Below are 17,191 nucleotides of genomic sequence, written 5' to 3' on the forward strand. Positions count from 1 at the left end.
CGGTCTAGGGTCGACGCATGGCACAGCGAGGTTCATACGCGAAGGGCATCGCCAAGCGGGAGGAGATCCTCTCGACGGCGCTCGAGGTCATCGCCCGCGAGGGATACCGGGGGGCATCGGTCAAGGAGCTCGCCGACGCGGCCGGCCTCAGCCAGGCGGGTCTGCTGCACTACTTCGACAGCAAGGACGAGCTGTTCACCGCGATCCTGCGCAAGCGCGACGAGCTCGATCTGGAGACCTACCGCACGGAGTCCAGGCTCGACCCCTTCCGGGTGTTCCTGCAGGTCATGCGGCACAACGCCGAGGTCCCCGGACTCGTCGAGCTGTACACGCGCCTCAACGCCGAGGCGAGCGAGCACGCGCACCCGGCCCACGCCTTCTTCGCCGAGCGCCGGGCGGGCATGCAGGCGATGTTCACGGGACTCGTCGAGGAGGGCAAGCTCGCCGGGCAGTACCCCGCCGACGTCGACACGGCCTCGCTGGGCCTCGTCATCACCGCCGTCGCCGACGGGCTGCAGACCCTGTGGCTCCAGGACCCCACCATCGACATGGCCTCCGAGCTCGAGCGGCTGCTCGTGTCCCTCGGGGTCCTCTCCCCCGAACGGAGCACCCCCGCATGAGCACCCCCGAGACCGTCACCGAGGCGACCGGCCCCACCCTGGACGGCCCCGTCGTCACGATCGACTCGGGCCAGGTCCGTGGGATCTGGCGCGAGTCCTCCGCAGCGTTCCTCGGCATACCGTTCGCCGAGGCTCCCGTCGGCGCGCTGCGCTTCGAGGCCCCCGTGCCGGTCGCCCCCTGGGACGGCGTGCGGGAGGCCACCGAGCTCGGCGCGACGCCGCAACGCAAGCAGCTCGCCGAGATCACGCTGATCCCGGAGCCGTCGATCCCCGGCGACTCGACCCTGAACGTCAACGTGTACACGCCCGCCCCCGGGAGGCCCGATGCCGGGCTGCCGGTGCTCGTCTACATCCACGGCGGCGGCTACACGGCCGGCTCCCCGGCGAGCCCGTGGTACGACGGACGCTCGTTCAACCGCGACGGCGTCGTGACCGTCTCGATCTCCTACCGCCTCGGGTTCGACGGGTTCGGGTACATCGAGGGCGCGCCGTCCAACCGCGGCGTGCGGGACTGGCTGCTGGCGCTGGACTGGGTCCAGCGCAACGTCGCGGCGTTCGGCGGCGATCCCGCACGCGTCACGCTCGCCGGGCAGTCCGCCGGCGGCGGCGCGGTGCTGACGCTGCTGGGCCTGCCCTCGGCGCAGCACCTGTTCCGATCGGTGTGGTGCCTGTCCGGCGCCGTGGGCGACGTGACCGAGGCGCGCGCGAAGACCTTCGCCGACACGCTCGCCCGCCTCGCCGGGGTCGAGGCGACGCGCGACGGCTTCGCGTCGCTGCCCGAGACCCGCGTCCTCGAGCTGCAGGACGCGGCCTCCAACCCCGACGGCCTCGACCCGATGGCGGGCGTGGCGGCGATGCTCCAGGACGGCCTGCCGTGGGGACCCATGATCGACGGCGACCTGATCACGCGGCCGACGCTCGAGTCGCTGCGCGCCGGGATCGGGGGCGACAAGCCCCTCGTGCTCGGCGCGACCGACGACGAGTTCACGATGGCGACCGACGCCGCGAAGAAGAAGCTGCGCTTCCTGCCCCCGTCCCTCGTCCTCGGCAAGCTCCTCGCCGACCGCTCGCGGCGCGGGGCGTACCTCGCCGCGAACAGGGCCCAGCGCCGCAAGGGCACCGCGGCAGTGCTCGGCCGGTTCATGACCGACAGCATGTTCCGGGCGCCGATCGTCCGGGTCGCCGAGGCCCGCGCCGGCCACCCCACCTGGGTGTACCGCTTCTCGTGGGCGTCCCCGAGGCTCGGTTGGGCCGCCCACTGCCTCGACGTGCCGTTCTGGTTCGACTGCCTCGACGCCGAGAAGGTGGACCTCATCGCGGGCGACCACCCGCCCCAGGCTCTGGCGGACGAGCTCCACGGCGCGGCCGTCGCGCTCGCCCGCGAGGGCGCTCCCGGGTGGCGCGCCTGGTCGGACGCCCCGGGCGCCACACGAGTCTTCGGCGGTGACGCGTCGGCCCCCGCCGTCCTGCCCGACGGCTACGCCGAGGTCCGCGCGCTGGTCTGAGCACCCCACGCCACGGACAGGTTGCTGGACCGGGGTGCCGGACCGGTCACGCGAGGGACGGGGGCGGGCCGCCAGGTTTCCGGGGGGACTCCCCCCTGTCGCGGGCTCGCGCGGGACGGGACGCTGGACGCGAAGGGCGACGGCTTGCCTGCCGGTCCCCTTGCCCAGCACCCCGACCCGAGAACGAGGCGACGATGCCCACTCCTTCCGAGGCGACCGCCTCCCCAGGTGCCACCACCGCGCCCGGCCGCACGAGCGCCACCAGCCCCACCCGTCCCGACCGTCCCGCACGACCCGCGGGTCGTAGCCGACGCTTCCGGCCGGGCCTCGTCTGGATCGCGCTCAGCTCGATCGCCATGGCCGCGGTCCTGCTGACCTCCTACACGGGCGCGACGCTCGACGAGCTCGCCCAGGACGACACGGGCCTCGCCTCGACCTTCGCGAACCGAGCGCCCGCGATCCAGCTCGCGTTCTACCTGCACATCGCGTTCGCCGGGCTCGCGCTGCTGGTCGGCCCGCTGCAGTTCGTCTCCCGCTGGCGCCGCCGCGCCCCGCGCCTGCACCGCGTGCTGGGCAGGGTGTACCTGGTCGGGGTCGGGGTGGGCGCGCTCACGGGGTTCGTCATCTCGACCGCGAGCTCGGTCGCGTTCCTCGGGTTCTTCGGGTTCGGGACGCTCGCGGTCCTGTGGGCGTGGACGGGCTGGAAGGCGTACCGCGCGATCCGTGCGGGCCGCGTCGCCGAGCACCAGGCGTGGATGATCCGCTGCTTCGCCCTGACCTACGCGGCCGTGACGCTGCGCCTGTGGGTCGGGGTCCTCGTGGCCGTCCAGACGCCGTTCGCGGGCCCCGACGCCGACCCAGGGGTGCTGTTCGAGACCGCGTACGCCCCGGTGGCGTTCCTGTGCTGGCTGCCGAACATCGTGGTCGCCGAGTGGCTGATCGCGCGACGGAACCTACCAGGGCTGCGGATGACCACCTCCGCGGCCGTGACCCGCACCGTCGCCCCGTGACCACGTCTCGCCCGCACCGACCACGCCCGCGCTCGTGTGGGAGACGTTCTTCCCGACCGTCGACGCCGTCGTCATGGGACGGGCCACCTACGAGACGGTCCTGGGGTTCGACGAGTGGGCCTTCGAGGGCAAGTCCGTCGTCGTCCTGAGCACGACCCTTCGCACGGACGACCCGCGCGTCGCCGTCGCGACCTCGGTCGAGCAAGCGCGCCGGCTCCTCGACCGGAACGGGCCAGGACGCGTCGACGTCGACGGCGGGCGCACCATCCAGTCGTTCCTCACCGCGGGCCTCGTCGACGAGCTCACGGTCTCGATCGCGCCGGTCCTCCTGGGCCGCGGAAAGCGCCTCTTCGGCGACCTGGACCAGGACGTGCTCCTCACGCTCCGCGGAACGCACGCGACACCCGAGGACGGGCTGGTCCGCGTCACGTACAGCGTGTCCACGGCCTGAGGCCCCGGGGGGCTCAGGCCGTGGACGACCCACCCCGCTCGCCGCGCCGCGCACGGTAGGTGTCGATGTCGCGCGCGACGAGCCACTCGATCGTGAGCGCGGCACCCCCGGTGGGCTGCGCCGTCGGGACGTGGGACGCGGGCGACGCTCCCCCCAGGGAGGCCGCGGCGAACCACGGGTCGTGGGCCACGAGCCGACCGAGAGGGTCGACGGAGCCGGTGGCGTCGAACGGATGAGCGATCAGAGCGAGGTTCATGGGGGGTCCTGGTGTCGAGGCGGGTGCTCACGAGGGCAGACCGACCAGTCCCGGAGAACTGATCGGTGACCATCACGCCCTCTCTGGGAGGGAGGGGCGTGGCACTGCTCGCTGACACCAGGTCGCGCGCTGCTGGAGCGTCAGCGAGCCCTCAACAACAGCTCGACGCGCGGACCGCCCGCGGGCGCACCGGGAGCACGAAGGTGCTCAGGGGGTGCGCGGCGGGGATCACGGGCGTTATCATGCCAGCCGGGCGGCGGCCCGACAAGCGCGTCTCGGCCCGGGGTCCCGGCCCGGTGCTCAGCCCCGGGCAGCTGACGTCAGCTCCGCGTCACGAGCGGCCCGCGGGCCAGCAGCGTCGTGGACGACTGCGCGACGGGGCGCAGCACGAGCGTGTCGATCGCGACGTGCTGGGGCCGGGTCACGGCGAACGTCACGACGTCGGCCACGTCGTCCGCGGTGAGCGGCGCCTCGACGCCGTCGTAGACCGCGTCGGCCCGGGCCTGGTCGCCGTCGAACCGGGTCAGGGAGAACCCCTCGGTGCGGACCATCCCGGGCGCGACCTCCAGGACCCGGACGGGCTCGCCGTTGAGCTCGAGCCGCAGGGTCTCGGCGACCGCGGCCTGGGCGTGCTTGGTCGCGACGTAGCCGGACCCGCCGCTGTACGCGTCGTGCCCCGCGGTCGACGTCAGCACGAGGACCGTGCCGAAACCCGCGCGACGGATCGCGGGCAGGAACGCCTTGGTCACGCGCACCGTGCCCAGCACGTTCGTCTCGAACATCGCCCGCCAGCGGTCCAGGTCGCTCGCGTCGATCGGGTCCGTGCCGCTCGCGAAGCCCGCGATGTTGAGCACCGCGTGGACCGGGCCGCGCGCCTCGGCCTCGCGCACGAGGTGCGCGACGTCATCGTCGCTCGTCACGTCGCCGACCACGGGGTGGGCGCCCGTCTCGACGGCGAGGGCGTCGAGCAGGGCCGCGCGGCGCGCGAACGCGACGACGTCCCACCCCGCGGCGCGCAGGCGTCGCACGGTCGCGGCGCCGATGCCCGACGAGGCGCCGGTGACCACGGCGCGCCGGGCCTCGGGCTCTGGAGCGGACGTCCCGGTGGGCGAGGCCGTCGAGCGGGTGGGCGGGGGCGAGGTCTGAGAGGTCGTCACGTTCCTTACCCTGCCACGCGCGGGCGCACGGCAGGCACCACTCCACGAGGTGCTCGCATGCTGGACGCCCGGCTCACGCCACGGTGATACCGATCGAGTAGATCCCGCTCGACCCGTCCGGCGCGGGAGGTGCCTTGGTGGAGGTCTGCACCGTGCCGTCCGCGTCGGTCGCCCGCACCGAGAGGTCGTGGCGGCCCTTCTCGGGCGACGTCCATCTCCAGGACCACTGCCGCCAGGTGTCGGCCGAGACCGTCTCCGCGAGCAGCGCCTGCTCCCACTCCCCCTCGTCGACCCGCACCTCGACGCCCGCGATCCCGGTGTGCTGGGACCACGCGACGCCCGCGACGACCACGTCACCGTCGTCCCCCGGGGAGACCGACGCACCCGAGCGCGGCACGTCGATGCGCGACGACATCTTGATCGGACCCCGCTGCGACCAGCCGCGCGTCGACCAGTACGCGACGTCGTCGGCGAAGCGTGTGACCTTGAGCTCGACGACCCACTTGGTCGCCGACACGTACCCGTACAGGCCCGGCACGACCATGCGCACGGGGAAGCCGTGCGCGAGCGGCAGGGGCTCGCCGTTCATGCCGACCGCGAGCAGCGACTCCCGGCCCGGGTCCGTGAGCACGTCGAGCGGGGTGCTCGCCGTCCAGCCGTCCGCGCTGCGCGAGAGCACCATGTCGGCGTCGGCGTGCGGCCGGGCCCGCGCGAGCAGGTCGCGCAGCGGGTACCCGAGCCACACCGCATTGCCGACGAGGTCCCCGCCCACCTGGTTGGACACGCACGTCAGGGTCGTCGCGTGCTCGACGAGGGGCAGCGCGAGCAGCTCGTCGAACGAGATCTCGACCTCCTCCTCGACGAGCCCGACGACGCGCAGGCGCCAGTCGTCGGGGTTCACCTCGGGCACGCGCAGGGCCGTGTCGATGCGGTAGAACGCGTCGTTGGGCGTCACGTAGGGCGTGAGGCCGGGCACGTCGAGGCTCGCGCCCGCGGGCACGACGACGGCCGGGCCGACCGGCGCCGGGAGGCGGATCGCGTCCCGCACCGCGGTCAGGGCGCGTGACCCCGCGGACAGCACGCGCGAGGCGCCACCGACCACGAGCGCGGTCGCCGCGGTCAGGCCCGCGAACACCAGGAAGGACCGGCGGTCGAGCGCCGCGCGCCGGTGGGCCGCGCTGAGCGGGGTCTCGGCATCGGCCGTCCGGGCCATGACCGGGCTGAGCGCCGAGGCCCGCCACGTGCGCAGCCGGGCGGCCCCGGTCCGCAGCAGCATGATCCCGACGCCCACTCCCACCACGGTCGGCAGCGCCCACAGGAGGGTCGCATCGGGCCGGGTGACGGCGGCCAGGACGCCCACCGCGCCGACGACCACGAGCAGGACGGTCCCCCACGGCGGTCGGCGCGTCTCGAGGATCCCCGCCGCGAGCGCCGCGACCGCCAGGACGACGACGATCCCGAGGATCAGCACGGTCTTGTCCGCGGTCCCGAACGTCTCGACCGCGAAGTCCTTGAGCCACGGCGGCACCCGGTCGACGACCCCTGCGCCCACGACGAGCACAGGGCTCGACCCCGCCCCCACGACGAGCGCGACGAGCTCGGCCACGGCGAACGCCCCGAGCGCCGCGACGATCCCCAGCAGCGGCGCCCACAGGCGCGCCGGGTCCGCGCCCCTGCCCGCCCTCGGGGACGCGGGACCGGTCGCGCGGGGGGAGGCGGGATCCGCCGTCGGGCTCATGTGCCCACTGTAGGACCGCGCGCCTTCGCCGTCCGCTGAACCGTCGCACCACGCTCGCCCCGACCTACTAGGCTGGGACACGGATCGCGAGCCGCGCTTGGCTCGCCGCAGCGGCCCGTGCTTGGACCGCGGATCCTCGTCGCGGATTGTGGCGCCCTACCCTCTCGCATCTCGCCGCGCCGCCGTGCCCTGCACCGGCAGGCGACCTCCCGACCTGGAGTGCCGTGCTCACGCTGCGCCCTGTCCGACCGTCCGCCCTTCCGTCCCGGCGCGCGCGCCGCGCAGGCCCGACGGCGGCGCTCGTCCTCGTCTCGTCGCTCGCCCTCGCGGGGTGCACGGGCGGCCAGGAGCCCGCGTCCAGCGAACCGAGCCAGGGCCCGTCCGGCGCGGCGGAGACCGCGTCCACGACGTACCCCCTGACGCTCGACAACTGCGGGTTCGACGTCACGTTCGACGCCGCGCCGCGCAAGGTCGTGACGATCAAGTCGAGCACGACCGAGATGATGCTCGCGCTCGGCCTGGGCGACCGGCTCGTGGGCACCGCGTTCCCCGACGGTCCTGTGGCCGAGCAGTGGGCCGACGCCGCGGCGGACCTCCCGGTCGTCGAGACGCCGCTCACCGACAAGGTCCCGGGCGCAGAGGCCGTGCTGACGCTCGCGCCGGACCTCGTGTACGCCGGCTGGGAGTCGAACCTCACGGCCGAGGGCGCGGGCGACCGGGCGACCCTCCAGCAGCTCGGCGTCCAGACCTACGTGTCCCCCTCCGCGTGCAAGGCCGAGGCGTACAAGCCGAACCCCCTGACGTTCGAGGACGTGTTCGCCGAGATCACCGAGGCGGGCACGATCTTCGACGTCGCCGGGACGGCCGCCGACGTGGTCGCGGCCCAGCGCGCCGAGCTCGACGCCGTGGCCCCCGACGACCGCGGGCTCACGGCCCTGTGGTACTCCTCGGGCTCGGACATCCCCTACGTCGGGGCCGGGATCGGCGCCCCGCAGATGATCATGGACGCCGTCGGGCTCGAGAACATCGCCGCCTCGGTCCAGGACACCTGGACGCCGTTCTCGTTCGAGGAGATCATCGCGGCCGACCCCGACGTGATCGTGCTCGTCGACTCGGCGTGGAACACGGCGCAGTCCAAGATCGACGCGCTCGAGGCCAACCCCGCAACCGCGAACCTCACGGCCGTGCAGGGCGACCGTTTCCTGACCGTGCCGTTCCCCGCGACCGAGGCGGGCGTGCGCAACGTCGACGCCGTCAAGGACCTCGGCGCGCAGCTCGCGGCGATCACCGTCCCCTGAGGAGCATCCCGTGCGAACCCTCGTGCCCGTGAGGAGCGCCGGACCGTCGGCGGTCCACGCACCCGCCGGGCGGCCGGCGGGCCGTCGGCGAGCCACCCCGTGGTGGCTCGCCGGGGCCTCGGTCGCGCTCGTCGTGAGCGTCGTGGTCGCCGTGACGATCGGCCCCGCGGACCTCACGTGGGGCGACGTGTGGCGATCGATCGCGACGCACGTCGGGCTGGGCGGGGCTCTGGGGCTCGAACCGCTCCCGCTGCTCCAGGACGGCATGGTGTGGCAGCTTCGCCTGCCGCGCGTCCTGACCGCAGCGGCCGTGGGCGCAGGGCTCGCGATCTGCGGGGCCGTCATGCAGTCCCTCACACGCAACCCGCTCGCCGACCCGTACCTGCTGGGGCTCTCGTCGGGCGCGTCGCTCGGCGCGGTCCTCGTCCTGGTCCTCGGCGTGAGCGTCCTGCTGCCCGTCGCGGCGTTCGGGGGCGCGGTGCTGGCCCTCGTCGCGGCGCTCGCTCTCGCGGGGTCGCTCGGGGCTGTGACCCCGACGCGGACCGTGCTCGCGGGGCTCGCGGTGAGCCAGCTCGCGGCCGCGGCGACGTCGTTCGTCATCTTCTGGTCCGCGACGGGCGACTCCTACCGCGAGATCCTGTCGTGGCTCATGGGCTCGGTCGCGGGCGCCACGTGGACGTCGGTCGCGATCGCGGGCGGGGCCGTGCTGGTCCTCGGGACGCTGCTCGCGTCGACCGGGTCGGTGCTCGACGCGTTCACGTTCGGCGACACGGCCGCCGCGGGCCTCGGCATCGCCGTGAATCGGACGCGCTGGCTGCTGCTCGTGGGGGTCGCCCTGCTCACGGGAGCCCTCGTCTCGGTGTCCGGCGCGATCGGGTTCGTCGGGCTGATCCTGCCGCACGCCGTCCGGCTCCTGACCGGGGCACGCCACCGCGTGCTGCTGCCGCTCGCGGCCCTGCTCGGCGGCTCGTTCCTCGTGTGGGCCGACACGCTCGCCCGCACGATCTTCGCCCCGCGCGAGCTGCCCGTGGGCATCCTGACCGCCGCGATCGGCGCGCCCGTCTTCGCGATCATCCTGTGGCGAGGGAGGCGGGCGCTGTGAGTGCTGCGGCTCCGGGCGCGGACGGCGCACGTGGGCTGGACGCCGCACGTGGACTGGACGCCTCGCGCGTCTCGTGGTCGGCAGGCTCGCGGCTCATCCTCGACGGGGTCGACGCGTCCGCCCCTGCGGGAGCCGTGAGCGGCCTGCTGGGGCCGAACGGGTCCGGGAAGTCGACGCTGCTGCGCGCGATCGCGGCCACGCAGGTCCCGGACGCGGGCGAGGTCCGCTTCGACGGCGAGGACCTGCTGGGCATGCCACGGCGCCGCCGGGCCCGCCGCCTCGCACTCGTCGAGCAGGACGCGTCGACCGACCTGCCGATCTCGGTGCTCGACGCCGTGCTGCTCGGCCGCATCCCCCACCGCTCGTTGCTGGCCGGGGACTCCGAGGCCGACCGGGCCGTGGCGCGCGAGGCCCTGGTCCGGGCCGGGGTCGAGGACCTCGCCGACCGGTCGCTCGCGACGCTGTCCGGCGGCGAGCGCCAGCGTGTGCACATGGCCCGCGCGCTCGCCCAGGACCCGGCGCTGCTGCTGCTCGACGAACCCACCAACCACCTCGACATCGCGGCCCAGCTCGCGGCCATGACGGTGCTGCGCAAGCTCGCGGCGGACGGCGTCACGGTGCTCGCGGCACTCCACGACCTCAACCTCGCGGCATCGTCGTGCGACCACGTGGTGATGGTGGCCGACGGACGCGTCGTCGCGGCGGGTCCGGTGCGCGAGGTGCTGGTCCCGGCGGTGATCGAGCCCGTCTACGGGGTCCGCTGCGACGTGCTGACCCACCCGCGCACGGGTCGCCCGGTCCTGGTCTTCGGCGACTGACCCCGGGTGCCGAGAACGGGGTTGAGGTCGTTCTCGTACTCAGAACGACCTCAACCCCGTTCTCGGCACCCTGCTAGCGCTTGGCGGGGCCCAGGCGCGGCCACTCGATCGCGGGGCAGCGGTCCATGACCATGTCCAGGCCGGCCTCGCGCACGCGGGCGAACGCGTCCTCGTCGATCACCCCGAGCTGGAACCACACGGCCCGGGCCCCGACCTCCACGGCCTGGTCCGCCACCTCGCCCGCGAGGTCGGAGCGCACGAACACGTCCACGACGTCGACCGGGAACGGGATGTCGGCGAGCGAGGCGTACCCCTGCTCGCCGTGCACCGTCTCGGCCGAGGGGTGGACGGGCACGATCCGCTTGCCCTGCCGCTGGAGCAGTCGCGCCACGCCGTACGCCGCGCGGGCCGAGTTGTTCGACAGGCCTACCACGGCCCAGGTCTCGGTGTCCGCGAGGACCGTGCGGATCGTGGCGTCGTCGCCCCAGCTCTGTGCGCTCATACCCGGACAACCCCGGCGAGCGGAGCCCTATTCCACCGCGGAGGGAGGTCCTGCGGGGACGTCGGGCGCCTCCGCAGGACCTCCGCCCTCACGGCCCAGGACCGGGCCCGACGGCGCCGCTCACCCCCCGAGGCGCGTCACCAGTCCCAGGGTCAGGAGCAGCGCGGCCGCTACGCAGGCCAGGGTCCGCACGTGGTTCCAGGCGACCCAGCGCCCGAGGAAGAGCGCCCAGACCCGGTCGCGCTCCGCCGTCGGGCTCGCGGGACGCACCGCCACCCGACCCGACCCTCCACCTGAGGATGAGGCTTCGCCCGGCTGTGAATCCGCGGCCGGGACCGCTGCGTCGGCGGCCTCGAGGCGGTCGTTGAGCGGGACGTTGACGGCAGCGGTCACGCCGATCCCACCGACGAGGTAGACCGCTGCGCCGGCGAGCGCGAGGGGCATGCCTGCCTCACCCAGCCGCGTCGCGGCGACGACACCCAGCACCGCCACGAGCCCGGTCGTGACGAGAAGGAGCGACCCGAAGGGCACCTTGGTCGCGTGCCGGTTGATCGAGGCCATCGCGGCCGCTCCCACCTCCGGGGCGACCGACCGCAGGCCCGCCATGACGAAGGTCGAGAACGCGAACAGCACTCCCCCGACCAGTGCGCAGCCGACGGCCGCCACGACCACGGCCCACCCGAGGGCACCGAGCGTGCCCATCAGTGCACCCCGGGCAGCGGGGCCGAGGCGTCGGTCTGCGCCCACGCCGCGGCCTCGCGCCGCGCGAACTCGGTGAAGTCCCGCGGCTCGCGCCCCAGGACCTCGTGGACCCCGTGGGCCAGAGAGGCGTTGCGCCCGTCCAGGATCTCGGTGAAGAGGTAGCCCATGAGGTCGACGATGTCGGCCGGGAGGCCCGCAGCGGTCAGACCACCCGCGAACTCGTCACCGGTGATGGTCTGCAGCCGGACGTCACGCCCGCTCACCGCCCCGATCTCTGCGAGTGCCGCACCGAAGGTCAGCAGGCGTGGCCCGGTGAGCTCGTAGGTTCGCCCCTCGTGCCCTTCCTGGGTGAGCGCGGCGACGGCGACCTCGGCGACGTCCTCCAGGTCGACGAACGGCTCGACGGCGTCGGAGACGGGCAGCAGGGCGACGCCGTCGAGCACGGGGTCCAGCAGGAAGCCCTCGCTGAAGTTCTGCGCGAACCACGCGCACCGCACGACGGTCCGCGCGGGGAAGACGTCGGCGACGAGCTGCTCGGCGCGCTGCGCCTCGGGCTCGCCCCGGCCGGAGAGCAGGACGAGACGTCGGACCCCCTCGCGGGCGGCGACGCGCGCGAAGTCGGCCACGGTCTCCGGGATCCCGGGGGCCGCGAGGTCGGGGGCGACCGCGACGTACACCGCATCGGCACCCGCGACCGCGGGCGCCCAGGTCGACGGGTCGGCCCAGTCGTGGCGCACCACGGTGCTGCGCGAGACGGGACGGACGGGGATGCCCGCCGTGGCCAGGCGGGCCGCGACCCGGCGGCCCGTCTTGCCCGTCGCGCCGACGACGGCGACGAGAGGCGGGGTGGTGGGGGCTGCGGTCGAGGGCTGGGGCTGGCGCGCGGTCATGTCGGTCTCCAGTGATCGATGGGATGCGGTGGTCTCGGTGGTGCCGTGGTGCCGTGGTGCCGTGGTGCCGTGGTTCGAGTCAACCGGCGCACGTCGAGACGTTCCATAGCCGATCGGCTTGGCTGCATGTCCATTCGTCTTCCGCAGCCGCGGCGAGCGGCGTACCGTCGAGGCATGGACGCTGTCGCCGGACTCCTCGACGGCCCCCGCGCGCGGGGCGCCTTCCTGCTGCGCTCGCTCCTCGCCCCGCCCTGGTCGCTGCGCATCGAGGACGAGGCCCCGCTCACGCTCGTACCCGTCGTGCGCGGGGAGGCGTGGATCGGGATGGACGCCGGCCGTGGACCCGAGGAGCCCCGGCTCGAGGTGCACCTCGACGAGGGCGACGTCGCGCTCGTGCGGGGGCCGCGCCACTACACCGTGGCCGACTCCCCCGGGACACCCCCGCAGATGGTGAGCGACGCCGTCGGGCTCTGCCGGCCCGTCGGCGACGGCCCGTCCCCGCTCGTGGACCTCGGCGTGCGGACCTGGGGCAACGACCCCGACGGGCCGACCGTGCTGCTGACCGGGACCTACCCGCTCGACGGCGAGGTGGGCGGCCGGCTGCTGAGCGTGCTGCCACCGCTGCTCGTGCTGCGGCGCGGCGACCTCGACGCGGACCTCGTGTCGCTGCTCGCGCGCGAGGTCTCCCAGGACCGCCCGGGCCAGGAGGCCGTCCTCGACCGGCTCCTCGACATCCTGCTCATCGGCGCCCTGCGCGCCTGGCTCGACCGCGGCGACGCCCCCGGGTGGTACCGCGCGGACGCCGACCCCGTGGTCGGGCACGCGCTACGGCTCATGCACCACGAACCGGCCCGGCCGTGGACCGTCGAGGCGCTCGCACGGACCGTCGGGCTGTCGCGGGCCGCGTTCTCGCGCCGCTTCACCGAGCTCGTGGGCGAGCCGCCCATGAGCTACCTCACCGGGTGGCGGCTGACCCTCGCGGCCGACCTGCTGCTGGAGCCTGGTGCGACCGTCGGCTCGGTGGCCCGGCAGGTGGGCTACGGGACGCCGTTCGCGCTGAGCGCCGCGTTCACGCGCGTGCGCGGCCTGAGCCCGACGGCACACCGGGAACGAGCGGGGGCGGCCTGACCTGGACGCCGGACGACTCCTCGGCGCCGAACATGCGGTTGGCGTCGTGATACGGGTCCAGGCCGACGACAACCGCATGGTCGTGGGACGACAACCGCATGTTCGTGGGACGACAACCGCATGGTCGGCACGGCGACGCGCCCGCCGACGCATGCGGTGGCCGTGACGCGCGGGTGCGCGCACCATGGCTGACATGCCCATCCCGCACGTGATCACCCGTACCAACCGGCGGTTCCTCAACCCGTTCGTGCTGCGCGTGTCGTCGCGGGTCCCACCGTTCGCGACCGTCCACCACCACGGGCGGCGCAGCGGGCAGCCTTTCGCAACCCCGGTGATGGCGTTCCGCGAACCCCGGTGGGCGGTCGCTCCGCGCGAGGTCCGCGTGATCATCGCGCTCACCTACGGAACGGACGTCGACTGGCTCAAGAACGTCCAGGCCGTCGGCCTGTTCGGGCTGTCACGAGGTGGGCACGGGTACGTCGTCGACGACCTGCGTCGCTTGCACGGGGACGACGGACTGCGGCTCGTGCCCGCCGTGATCCGGGTCGCCCTGCGAGGGCTGCGGGTGGACGATTTCCTCGACGGGCGGGTGGGACCGCCGCGCTGAGCCCCCGACCGGCGCCCCGGCGTCCGCTCGACCCGGCTGCCATGATGGGGACATGGCACACGACCTGTGGTTCACCGGCGACCCGGAAGCCGACACGCTGCTGTCCACCGACCCGTTCGCGCTGCTCGTCGGCATGCTGCTCGACCAGCAGGTCACCATGGAGTCGGCGTTCGCCGGGCCGCTCAAGATCTCCCAGCGCATGGGCGGGTTCGACGTGCACCGCATCGCGACCGCCGAGCCCGAGGCGTTCGCCGCGATGGCTGCCACTCCCCCGGCGGTCCACCGCTACCCGGGTTCCATGGCGGGCCGTGTGCAGGCCGTGGCGCGGGTCGTCGACGAGGAGTACGACGGCGACGTCACGCGGATCTGGACCGACCCCGGGCCCGACGGCGCTGCCCCCGACGGCCCGCTCGTCCTCAAGCGGCTCAAGGCCCTGCCCGGGTTCGGGGAGCAGAAGGCGAAGATCTTCCTCGCCCTCCTCGGCAAGCAACGGGGCGTCACGCCCGAGGGATGGCGCGAGGCGGCAGGGATCTACGGCGAGGACGGCGCACGGCGCTCGATCGCCGACGTCGTCGACCAGCACTCCCTCGATCAGGTCCGCGAGACCAAGAAGTCGGCCAAGGCGGCGGCGAAGGCCGAGCGCGCGGCCAAGGGCTGATCCTCCCGCCGCTGAGACCTCCGCCCCTGCCCGACGGCGTCGCTCCCCCCGGTCCGGCAGGTGCCCGGCGCGCTCGACGGACGTAGCGTGGAGACGTCGGGCGTGCGTCCGTGCGCCCGCTCGCCCTGCGGAGGAGTACTCATGGCTCACGGCGACATCACGCACATCGACATCCCCGTCGGCGACACCGAGGCGGCTCGCGCGTTCTACAGCGGACTGTTCGGCTGGGACATCGCCGAGGTCCCCGGCTTCGAGGGGTACCCCATGTGGCGGGCCCCCAACCAGATCAGCGGTGGCGGGCTCGCGCCGCGCGAGGAGGGGTTCACGAGCCCCCGCAGCTACGTCGAGGTCGACTCGATCGACGACACGCTCGGCCAGGTCGGCTCGCTCGGCGGCAAGGTCCTCATGGCCAGGACGCAGATCAGCCCGACGAGCTGGTGGGCCGTCTTCGAGGACCTCGACGGCAACCAGCTCGGCCTCTACGAGGGCGTCACGACCACGGACTGACCTGGAGCGCAGCGGCCGGGCCGCGCCGGAGGCCGGGCCGCGAGGACCGTCGAGGCGTCGACGGGGAGCGGCCCGTCCCGAGAGGCACTGTCTCCGTCCCGCCCGACCGCCGACCCTGGGACCTGCTCAGCGGGCTCTCGTCGCCGTTCGTCAGGCCGGACCGAAGATCACTCGCCCGTCCGGGTCCTCTGCGCGCCTTCGTCGCAGGCGGGCCGGCGCGGGCCACGGGAGCTCGTACCGGACGACGTGCGCGTCGATCGCCCCGAAGTCGTCGGTCTGGACCACCACGCGCTCTGGTGTGACCTCGACGAGGCGGACCCGCAACGGGTCGTGCTCCTCGTCCTCGAGCATCCACACGTCGGCGAGCCACGACAGGCCGGTGCTGTCGAGCGCCTCTTCGGCGTCGAGCCAGTCGACCTGCTCAGTGACGTCGTGCCCCAGGAGCGAGACGGCCACCCAGCCGTCACCCTCGGGACGGATCCAGCCGACGTGCTCACGGTCGTCGGGTCGGCGGTGCGGGATCCAGTCGGCGGGAAGCATGCCGGAACGATAGCGGCGCCCGGGTCGGCACGACCAGGCGAATATCGGCCCTGCACCGAGATGCTGTTCGTTGTCGCTCGTGGGTGCGACGAGGCGACAACGAGGAGCTTCTCGTTCAGTCGAGGGGTTCGGTGACGAGGCGGGAGCGGGCTTCGTGGATGGTCAGGGGTGGGGCGGTGGTGGTGGTCGTGGCGGTGCCGGTGATGGGGGTCCAGGTGGTGGTGCCCGTGATCTGGAAGCGCCCGTGCCAGGTCGTGCCCAACGTGATGGTCGCGGTCGCTTCCTGGGTGTAGACGTGGGCGACGGTGTGGTCGGGGTAGGGCGCACCAGGGTCGGTCGTGGTGCGCGCGGTGGTGCCGTCGTCGTAGTCCCACGTGTAGGTCGCCGGGGTGGCCTCGATCGTGACGGGGATACCCAGCAACGTGGTCGCGAACACCTGCGGGGCGGGGCTGGTGTAGGTGATCGTGTCGACGTTGACCAGGGTCCACCCGTCCGGCGGCTGGATCGTGATCGGGGACGGGGTGATCGTCAGACGCTGGAACTCGGCCTCGACCAACGGCGCCAGGTCGACCGCGGTCAGACAGTCACCCGGGTCAGCCGGGTCCTGCAGCTCCCACCGGGACAGATCGCTGATCGTGCCATCAGGGTTGTTGACCCAGGTCTGCTTGAAGATCGGGTCCAACGCGACCTGACCCGCCTCACACGTGACCGCCAACGCCCCCTCACGCTCCCCCGCCCTGCATGCCCCCACCTGCCCCTTGGTCGTCGGGAAGTCATCGGTGAAACAGACCGACGCCGGCATCCGCCGATACTCCTCCGACGCCGGCGAACCATCCGCATTCCGCGGCCGATGCGCCGACCCATCAGCCGAGACATCGGTGGCCCGGACGTCAACGCCGTTGCCCTCAGCGTTTCCAAAGATGTCTTTTCCCGTTGGAAGTGCGAACGGTAGCCCGATCATGGTGACAAGTGCCATTGCCCACATCTTCATGACGTCGGCATGTTCGTCGAAACCTCAAGCAAGAGCCACGCCGCACCGTTATGGATGAGCTCGACACGAAGCGGACCCGCAGTGGCCTCGGTTCTGTCGACCGCCCTCCCATTCGCGTCGGTGACCGCTGATTCCGCCTGTGCGAGGCGGACATCGACCGGATAGGCCCCGAGAAGGGTGTCCATCGGATACGTCTTCGTGACCTCGACAGACACCTCTCCGCCAGTGTAGAAACTCCCTGCGGACCGATACTCCTCAACATCGGATGCGACCTTCACACAGAACTCGCAGAGATCCACATAGGAGATCGCATCCCACTCCGTCAGGTCGCCGGTCGCCATGACGTACGGATACAACTCCAGGAAGTACGTCGCCGCCGCAGCCGCCCCGACCTCGTCGGTACGGTCCATGTCCGCCGGCCGCTCGGGCTTGACCGGCCCCGTCGGAGTCGGAGTCGGCGTCGGGTTCGGGGTGGGGCTCGGCTCCTCGCTCACCACCGGTGCCGGCGACTCGATCACCGGATCAGGCGACGAACACCCCACCACCAGCCCGGCGAGCACCGCGCCCACCAGCACCAGCGCACCCCGACGCCGTCGTGCACCTGCAGCGGAAGCACGACCGCTTCCCGGACCAACCCCGCCCACGACCCCCATGGCACGCCCTCGACCACGCCCGACCAACCCCTGCGAACCCATCCCTGCCCCCTCGGTA

Annotated in this window: 20 protein-coding genes; 11 read left to right on the forward strand and 9 right to left on the reverse strand. The window is 73.3% G+C overall.

The window, feature by feature from the left end:
• Positions 1-17 precede the first annotated feature (17 nt).
• The 4 genes from JOD49_RS03970 to JOD49_RS03985 all read left to right on the forward strand — a co-directional run bounded on the left by JOD49_RS03970 (position 18) and on the right by JOD49_RS03985 (position 3,586).
• A complete protein-coding gene (locus JOD49_RS03970) occupies positions 18-620 on the forward strand; it encodes a TetR/AcrR family transcriptional regulator (protein ID WP_205306065.1) in 603 nt (200 codons plus the stop codon).
• Positions 617-2,125 carry a carboxylesterase/lipase family protein gene (locus JOD49_RS03975; protein WP_205306066.1) on the forward strand — a complete coding sequence of 503 codons (1,509 nt, stop codon included), beginning with the start codon at positions 617-619 and terminating at the stop codon, positions 2,123-2,125. The genes JOD49_RS03970 and JOD49_RS03975 overlap by 4 nt, the downstream gene beginning before the upstream one ends.
• A gap of 194 nt (positions 2,126-2,319) precedes the next feature.
• Positions 2,320-3,135: a DUF2306 domain-containing protein gene (locus JOD49_RS03980; RefSeq protein WP_205306067.1), complete on the forward strand. Its 816-nt coding sequence runs from the start codon at positions 2,320-2,322 to the stop codon at positions 3,133-3,135.
• A gap of 34 nt (positions 3,136-3,169) precedes the next feature.
• A complete protein-coding gene (locus tag JOD49_RS03985) occupies positions 3,170-3,586 on the forward strand; it encodes a dihydrofolate reductase family protein (RefSeq protein WP_307822371.1) in 417 nt (138 codons plus the stop codon).
• A gap of 13 nt (positions 3,587-3,599) precedes the next feature.
• On the opposite strand, the gene JOD49_RS03990 is transcribed toward JOD49_RS03985, so the two are convergent.
• The 3 genes from JOD49_RS03990 to JOD49_RS04000 form a co-directional block, all read right to left on the reverse strand.
• Entirely contained in the window at positions 3,600-3,842 is a 243-nt protein-coding gene (locus JOD49_RS03990; protein WP_205306068.1) for a hypothetical protein, read from the reverse strand.
• Between the two features lie 320 nt (positions 3,843-4,162).
• A complete protein-coding gene (locus tag JOD49_RS03995; protein WP_205306069.1) occupies positions 4,163-4,999 on the reverse strand; it encodes an SDR family oxidoreductase in 837 nt (278 codons plus the stop codon).
• A gap of 73 nt (positions 5,000-5,072) precedes the next feature.
• Positions 5,073-6,737, reverse strand: a complete 1,665-nt coding sequence (locus tag JOD49_RS04000; RefSeq protein ID WP_205306070.1) for a molybdopterin-dependent oxidoreductase — start codon at positions 6,735-6,737, stop codon at positions 5,073-5,075.
• Positions 6,738-6,970: 233 nt separating this feature from the next.
• Between JOD49_RS04000 and JOD49_RS04005 the strand changes: the two genes are divergently transcribed.
• Genes JOD49_RS04005 through JOD49_RS04015 form a run of 3 tightly spaced genes read left to right on the forward strand, consistent with a single transcriptional unit; the run spans position 6,971 to position 9,955 of the window.
• On the forward strand, positions 6,971-8,035 hold the full coding sequence (locus JOD49_RS04005) for a putative F420-0 ABC transporter substrate-binding protein (protein ID WP_205308793.1): 1,065 nt from the start codon (positions 6,971-6,973) through the stop codon (positions 8,033-8,035).
• Positions 8,036-8,045: 10 nt separating this feature from the next.
• Positions 8,046-9,137 carry a putative F420-0 ABC transporter permease subunit gene (locus tag JOD49_RS04010; RefSeq protein ID WP_372441209.1) on the forward strand — a complete coding sequence of 364 codons (1,092 nt, stop codon included), beginning with the start codon at positions 8,046-8,048 and terminating at the stop codon, positions 9,135-9,137.
• Positions 9,134-9,955: a putative F420-0 ABC transporter ATP-binding protein gene (locus tag JOD49_RS04015; protein ID WP_307822372.1), complete on the forward strand. Its 822-nt coding sequence runs from the start codon at positions 9,134-9,136 to the stop codon at positions 9,953-9,955. Before JOD49_RS04010 ends, JOD49_RS04015 begins: the two co-directional genes overlap by 4 nt.
• A 73-nt stretch (positions 9,956-10,028) precedes the next feature.
• Here the strand turns inward: JOD49_RS04015 and JOD49_RS04020 are convergent, their stop codons facing one another.
• The 3 genes from JOD49_RS04020 to JOD49_RS04030 form a co-directional block, all read right to left on the reverse strand.
• Complete coding sequence (locus JOD49_RS04020; protein WP_205306071.1) at positions 10,029-10,457, reverse strand: CoA-binding protein; 429 nt, start codon at positions 10,455-10,457, stop codon at positions 10,029-10,031.
• Between the two features lie 120 nt (positions 10,458-10,577).
• Positions 10,578-11,159 carry an anthrone oxygenase family protein gene (locus tag JOD49_RS04025; RefSeq protein ID WP_205306072.1) on the reverse strand — a complete coding sequence of 194 codons (582 nt, stop codon included), beginning with the start codon at positions 11,157-11,159 and terminating at the stop codon, positions 10,578-10,580.
• Positions 11,159-12,049, reverse strand: coding sequence for an NAD(P)H-binding protein (locus JOD49_RS04030; RefSeq protein ID WP_205306073.1), 891 nt, complete (start codon positions 12,047-12,049; stop codon positions 11,159-11,161). The genes JOD49_RS04025 and JOD49_RS04030 overlap by 1 nt, the downstream gene beginning before the upstream one ends.
• A gap of 174 nt (positions 12,050-12,223) precedes the next feature.
• On the opposite strand from JOD49_RS04030, the gene JOD49_RS04035 reads away from it, so the two are divergent.
• The 4 genes from JOD49_RS04035 to JOD49_RS04050 all read left to right on the forward strand — a co-directional run bounded on the left by JOD49_RS04035 (position 12,224) and on the right by JOD49_RS04050 (position 14,949).
• Positions 12,224-13,177 carry an AraC family transcriptional regulator gene (locus tag JOD49_RS04035; RefSeq protein WP_205306074.1) on the forward strand — a complete coding sequence of 318 codons (954 nt, stop codon included), beginning with the start codon at positions 12,224-12,226 and terminating at the stop codon, positions 13,175-13,177.
• Positions 13,178-13,370: 193 nt separating this feature from the next.
• The gene (locus JOD49_RS04040) at positions 13,371-13,784 is read left to right on the forward strand and encodes a nitroreductase family deazaflavin-dependent oxidoreductase (protein ID WP_205306075.1); all 414 of its coding nucleotides are present in this window, start codon (positions 13,371-13,373) and stop codon (positions 13,782-13,784) included.
• Positions 13,785-13,836: 52 nt separating this feature from the next.
• Positions 13,837-14,442, forward strand: coding sequence for an HhH-GPD-type base excision DNA repair protein (locus JOD49_RS04045; RefSeq protein ID WP_205306076.1), 606 nt, complete (start codon positions 13,837-13,839; stop codon positions 14,440-14,442).
• Between the two features lie 141 nt (positions 14,443-14,583).
• Positions 14,584-14,949 carry a VOC family protein gene (locus tag JOD49_RS04050; RefSeq protein WP_205306077.1) on the forward strand — a complete coding sequence of 122 codons (366 nt, stop codon included), beginning with the start codon at positions 14,584-14,586 and terminating at the stop codon, positions 14,947-14,949.
• Between the two features lie 150 nt (positions 14,950-15,099).
• On the opposite strand, the gene JOD49_RS04055 is transcribed toward JOD49_RS04050, so the two are convergent.
• The 3 genes from JOD49_RS04055 to JOD49_RS20465 all read right to left on the reverse strand — a co-directional run bounded on the left by JOD49_RS04055 (position 15,100) and on the right by JOD49_RS20465 (position 17,049).
• Positions 15,100-15,489, reverse strand: coding sequence for a hypothetical protein (locus JOD49_RS04055; RefSeq protein WP_205306078.1), 390 nt, complete (start codon positions 15,487-15,489; stop codon positions 15,100-15,102).
• 115 nt (positions 15,490-15,604) lie between these two features.
• Positions 15,605-16,465: a hypothetical protein gene (locus JOD49_RS04060; RefSeq protein WP_205306079.1), complete on the reverse strand. Its 861-nt coding sequence runs from the start codon at positions 16,463-16,465 to the stop codon at positions 15,605-15,607.
• Between the two features lie 11 nt (positions 16,466-16,476).
• The gene (locus JOD49_RS20465; protein WP_205306080.1) at positions 16,477-17,049 is read right to left on the reverse strand and encodes a DUF6318 family protein; all 573 of its coding nucleotides are present in this window, start codon (positions 17,047-17,049) and stop codon (positions 16,477-16,479) included.
• Positions 17,050-17,191 lie beyond the last annotated feature (142 nt).

It is taken from the genome of Oerskovia jenensis (assembly GCF_016907235.1).
Lineage (GTDB): Bacteria > Actinomycetota > Actinomycetes > Actinomycetales > Cellulomonadaceae > Oerskovia > Oerskovia jenensis.